We start from the raw sequence: 4,466 nt of genomic DNA on the forward strand, positions 1-4,466 counted from the left end.
CCGGCACGTCGCTCCGCCGGTGGACGGCCGCTACGCCGCGAGGGGGAGCCGGCCCGGCGGCCGGGGCGGAGGACTGCCGGGCGGCGCGGGCGTGGTGGCGGGTGGCGTCGTGGCAGGCCGGGCACCACGCGGCCAGCTCCCGCTTCGGCAGGGCGGCGGCGCGGTGCGCGGGCAGCAGCAGGCCGTCCGGCTCGGCGGGTGCGGCGAGCAACAGCACGGGACCGGTGCCGTGGCGGACGTAGCCGCCATGGCCGGCGGGGCAGCGCCCACCGTCCTTGCCGTGGGCCTTTCCGCAGGTGCCGCGGCACTGGCAGCGGCCGGCGGCTTCGGCGACCACGGCCTGCCACAGACCGCCGGTGTCGCCGAGCGGCGAAGTCCGCTTGGTCACCGCTTGTCCCAGTCGGGCGGCTGGTGGTGGTCGAGCCAGGCGAACGCGGAGGTGGTGCGGGAGCGTTCGCGGACCTCGGTGTCCGCGCCGGGGACGCTGCCGGGCAGGACGTGCGCGTCGGTGAGGCTGGCGTGCAGGCGGATGCCGTGGGGCACGCAGGCCTTGGTGGAGGTGCCGTGGCGGTCGAGGATGGTCACGGCGTCGCGCGGGCCTTCGCAGGGGCCGGCGTCGCCGAGCAGGGTGGCCTCGCAGACGGGCTGCGGGGCGGGGATGTTTCCGGGCATGCTTGGTCCCGTCTGTGTTGGGATGCACGGCCCCGCACCAACCGGTCTCTGCCAGGAAACGGTGGTTGGTGTGGGGTTTCGTGCTGTGCGGGTGGGAGCGGGTCTGTCCGTCCCCCGAACCGCCCGCGCCCCATGTCGCCGGCTGGGGCGGGGCGTGGGCGGCACAGTCGGTCGGGCAGGCCGGGTCAGAACGCGTCGGGGTCCTGGGCGAACTCGCAGGTGCCGTCGCAGTCGTAGTAGCCGCAGCCGCCGCACTCGGGGCAGCGGTCGTACTCGGCGGTGACGACGTCGCCGGTGTCGTCGTCCCAGACCTCGTCCTCGTAACCGTCGCCGGTGCCGTGGCAGCCCTCGCACATCTCGGTGTGGCCAGGCTGCGGGTCAGCGGCCCGCTCCTCCTCGGCACGGCGCTGCTCGTCGGCGACATCGAGTGCGATCTCGAACGCCTTCTCCTCGGCGTGGGTCGGCCCGTCGATGTCGCCCTCGTCGCCCCAGGTGCCGTACGGGTCGTCGTGCTCGGTGGTCATTCAGTTCTCTTTCAGGCGGCGGCGGGTCAGGACTGGGCTGCGGTGATCAGGTCGTCGGTGGCCTGGGCGGCGGCAGCCCGGCGGGTCTCCAGGACGTCGGCGTCGCGGGCGCCGCGGATGGCGTAGGTGGCGTTGACGGCGGTCTGTGCGGCGGGGGCGAGGTCGGGGGCGAGGATCGCGAGGTTGGTGTGCGGGGCGGTGACGGCGGATCGGGTCCGGTGGCTGCGGTCCCGGGCGGCGGTGTAGGCGGGGGAGCCGGTGCCCTGGTCGAGGCGGGCCTCCTCGCGCAGGACCATCGCGAGGCGGTGGTCGGCGAGGGCGGCCAGGAGCGCGGTGACGGCCTGGGCGCGCTGGGCGCGGGCGGCGTCGGCCCGGTCGGCCTCCCGCGCGGCGCGGGCGCCGCGCTGCTGGACCAGGCCGGTGGTGATGGCTCCGGCGAGGGTGCCGACGATCGCGACGATGCTCTGCCACATGGCGGGGTTCTCCCTCCGGGGTGGTGTTGCCGAGGGTGTGTTGCCGGGGTGTTGCTGGGGGTGTTGCTGTGTTGTTGTCGCAGGTCAGGGGGCGGGTGTTGCCGGGCGGGAGAGGGTTGGGGGCGGAGCGGGGGAGAGGGGTTCGGGAAGGGGCTGTGGGCGTCCGGGAGAGCCCCCGTCCGGTGGGTGTGGACGGGGGCTCAGGGCGGGCCGCTGGGAGCCGGTTGGTCAGGCGGCGGCGGGGGTGTTGTCGGCGACCGCCTCGGGCGGCAGCCGGGGGGTGTGGCCGAGGTGGGCCTTCATGGCCGCTGCGGTGAGGCCGACGGAGACCCCGCGGCCCTTCACGCGAAGGCCCCTCTCGACGGGCAGGCCGGCGGCCCGCGCGAGGGCCCCGAAATCGCGGCCGTCGAGGCCCGGGTAGAGGCCGTGGCGCTGGAGGCTTTCGAGGACCTCGGAGAGGTGAACCTTCCCGGCGCCGCCGTCGGCCTGGGCGCGGATCGCGACCATGCGCTCGATCGTGGCCACCAGCTGGTCGGAGGAGAGGGCGGAGGAGGACGGCTCGGGCTGCTCCTGGTCGGCCTCGGTGGCGGCGCCGGGGGCCAGGTCGTCGAAGTCCTCGTCCACGTCCTCCTCCGTGTCGGGCTTGGAGGCCTTCACGGGGGTGGGGGCGTGGATGAGCGCGGCGATCCACCACCCTCCTATGACCAGGCCGATCCCGGGCCGGACCCAGGGACCGACGAGGGACCAGATGAGCGGGCCGCCGACGATCAGCATCAGGGCCGCCGCGCCGGCGGCGTCGCCGAGCTTGCCGCGCTTGGCCTTGCGGTCGGCCTTGGCGCGCTCCAGCTCGATCTGGCGTGCCGTGACCTGCGCGGCCTCCCAGGCCTGGAGCATCGCGGCGCGCTTGGCCGCGTCGGGCTCGCCCGCGAGCTTCCTGGCGAACGTGGCCTCGGCGGCCTCAGCGGCCAGGGCGGCGATCTGGTCCTGCTTGGCCTTGAGCCCGGCGGTCTCGGCGCGCCGCTCGCGCCAGGGGGCCATCAGCTTGCGGACGAGGACAGGCGTCCCGGCGGCCAGGCCGGTGAAGGGGTACATCAGGGTCGCGCTCAGCTTCTCGGTGGGGAAGATCTTCTCCATCGCGGTCAGCCGATGAACGAGTTGATCAGGCCGCTGAGGACGGACGCGGGGATGGCCCAGAAGCCGCCGGCGGAGGCGTAGAGGGACGGGGCGATCGCCCCGCACAGGGCGTCCTTCCACGGCCTGGGCTTGAGCCCGAACACCGCGATCGTGAGGAGGGCGGCGGTCGCGCCGGTCTGCCAGTCCCCCAGCGCGGCGTTGCCCTGGAAGGAGGCGCCGAGCTGCTCGCCGACACCGCTGAGCTGCTGGAAGGCCGTGCCGGCGTTGGCGCTCAGGAGGCCGATGCCGAAGGACCAGTAGGGGACGTGCTCGTCCTCGACCTTGATCTTGTTCTTGCCCCGGATGCCGACGTACAGGTACATGGTGGTGACGGTGGCGGCGCCGCCGGCGCCCATCGCGATGAGGCTACTCATGGTGGTGTGCTCCTTCGGCGAAGGTCAGTAGAGGGGCAGGGCGGTGAAGACGGGGTCGAGGCCGAGCGCGACGGCGAGGCCGGAGGCGACCGGGACACGCAGGGCGACGAGGGTGATCAACGGGAAGGGGCCAGTGACCTCGGAGACGCGCTGGCGGCCCCGGTCGCGGACCTGAAGGTCCAGGGCCCAGCCGAAGGCGGCGACGAGCAGGCCGACGAAGGGCCCGCCCGGGGCGATCAGCGAGACGAGGCCGGTCGTGTAGCCGCCGGTGGCGCTGATCGCGGTGAGGACGCACCAACGGCGGAAGTGTCGGGTTCGGTCGGACGGGCCGGTGGTGCGGGCGGCGCGGCGGCGCTGGCGGCGGGCCCGGGTGCGGGCCTCGCGCTGGTCGGCGAGCCGCTGCTCGCGGTGGCGCCGGGTGCGCTGCTCGGGCGTTTCCCCGGCGGCGGCCAGGGCGGCGTCCTCCCGGGCGCGGGCCCGCTGCCGGTCCAGCTCGTGCTCGGCCTCCCGCCGGGCGGCGCGTTCCTCGGGGGTCTCGCCGATCCGTTCGGTGAGCAGGTCGACCATCCCGACCAGGTCGTCGCGGCGGTGGCCCGGGTCGAGGACGGCCTCGACGCGGTGGCGTTCGGCGCGCTGCTGGGCCGTCTCGCCGGCGGCGGCGAACTGGGCGTCACGCAGGGCGCGTTGGGAGGCGATCAGGGCCTCGTACTGGATCTGCTCGCGGGCCGCGCGCTGGGCCTCGGTCTCGGTCAGGAGCTGGCCGACCTGCTGCCCGACCTGCGAGGCGATCGTCGGGACCTGCTCGGACAGGATCTGGCCGACGGGGGCCCAGAACGCCTGCGCGGCGGCCTCGAAGGAGGGCCGTCCGGTGGGCTGGTCGCCGCCGAGCGGGACCGGGGTGTGCACGGGCGGCGGGGTCGGGCCGGACTTGCGCCACCACTCGGCGACCACCGGCTCGGCGTCGACCGGGCCGGGCGGGGACTGGGGCGGGACCGTCGGCGGCACTGGCGGCATCGGCGGGGTGGAGGGCATCGGCGGAACGGGCGGGGCCGACGGGGCGGAGGCGACGAGCCTCTGCAGGACGTCGGCCAGGTCGTTGTCCCACGCGGAGTTGTCGTTGTGCGGGGTTGTCATCGGTTCGGCCCCCGGCGGATCAGCTCGCGGACGGCGATGCCGGCGATCGCGGCGTCGAGGAGGACGAGGAACAGGCTCAGCAGATAGCCCATGGAAACTCCCAGGTCAGAGAGGAT

The 4,466-nt window shown here is 74.9% G+C and carries 7 protein-coding genes; all 7 read right to left on the minus strand.

Going from position 1 to position 4,466, the window contains the following annotated elements; all coding sequences use genetic code 11:
- Positions 1 to 388, minus strand: a 388-nt coding sequence (locus ABD308_RS18585; protein ID WP_344335861.1) for a hypothetical protein, incomplete at its 3' end; no start/stop codon positions are given.
- Entirely contained in the window at positions 385 to 672 is a 288-nt protein-coding gene (locus ABD308_RS18590) for a hypothetical protein (RefSeq protein WP_344335864.1), read from the minus strand. The genes ABD308_RS18585 and ABD308_RS18590, both read right to left, overlap by 4 nt.
- A 185-nt stretch (positions 673 to 857) precedes the next feature.
- The gene (locus ABD308_RS18595) at positions 858 to 1,196 is read right to left on the minus strand and encodes a hypothetical protein (protein ID WP_344335866.1); all 339 of its coding nucleotides are present in this window, start codon (positions 1,194 to 1,196) and stop codon (positions 858 to 860) included.
- A 26-nt stretch (positions 1,197 to 1,222) separates the two neighbouring features.
- Positions 1,223 to 1,669 (minus strand): protein kilB, encoded by a 447-nt coding sequence (locus ABD308_RS18600; RefSeq protein WP_344335868.1) that lies wholly within the window; start codon positions 1,667 to 1,669, stop codon positions 1,223 to 1,225.
- 228 nt (positions 1,670 to 1,897) lie between these two features.
- Positions 1,898 to 2,803, minus strand: a complete 906-nt coding sequence (locus ABD308_RS18605; protein WP_344335870.1) for a hypothetical protein — start codon at positions 2,801 to 2,803, stop codon at positions 1,898 to 1,900.
- A gap of 5 nt (positions 2,804 to 2,808) precedes the next feature.
- Positions 2,809 to 3,216, minus strand: a complete 408-nt coding sequence (locus ABD308_RS18610) for a hypothetical protein (protein ID WP_344335873.1) — start codon at positions 3,214 to 3,216, stop codon at positions 2,809 to 2,811.
- Between the two features lie 24 nt (positions 3,217 to 3,240).
- Positions 3,241 to 4,350, minus strand: a complete 1,110-nt coding sequence (locus ABD308_RS18615; protein WP_344335876.1) for a hypothetical protein — start codon at positions 4,348 to 4,350, stop codon at positions 3,241 to 3,243.
- Positions 4,351 to 4,466 lie beyond the last annotated feature (116 nt).

This window comes from Kitasatospora putterlickiae (assembly GCF_039527695.1).
GTDB classification, from domain to species: Bacteria; Actinomycetota; Actinomycetes; order Streptomycetales; family Streptomycetaceae; genus Kitasatospora; species Kitasatospora putterlickiae.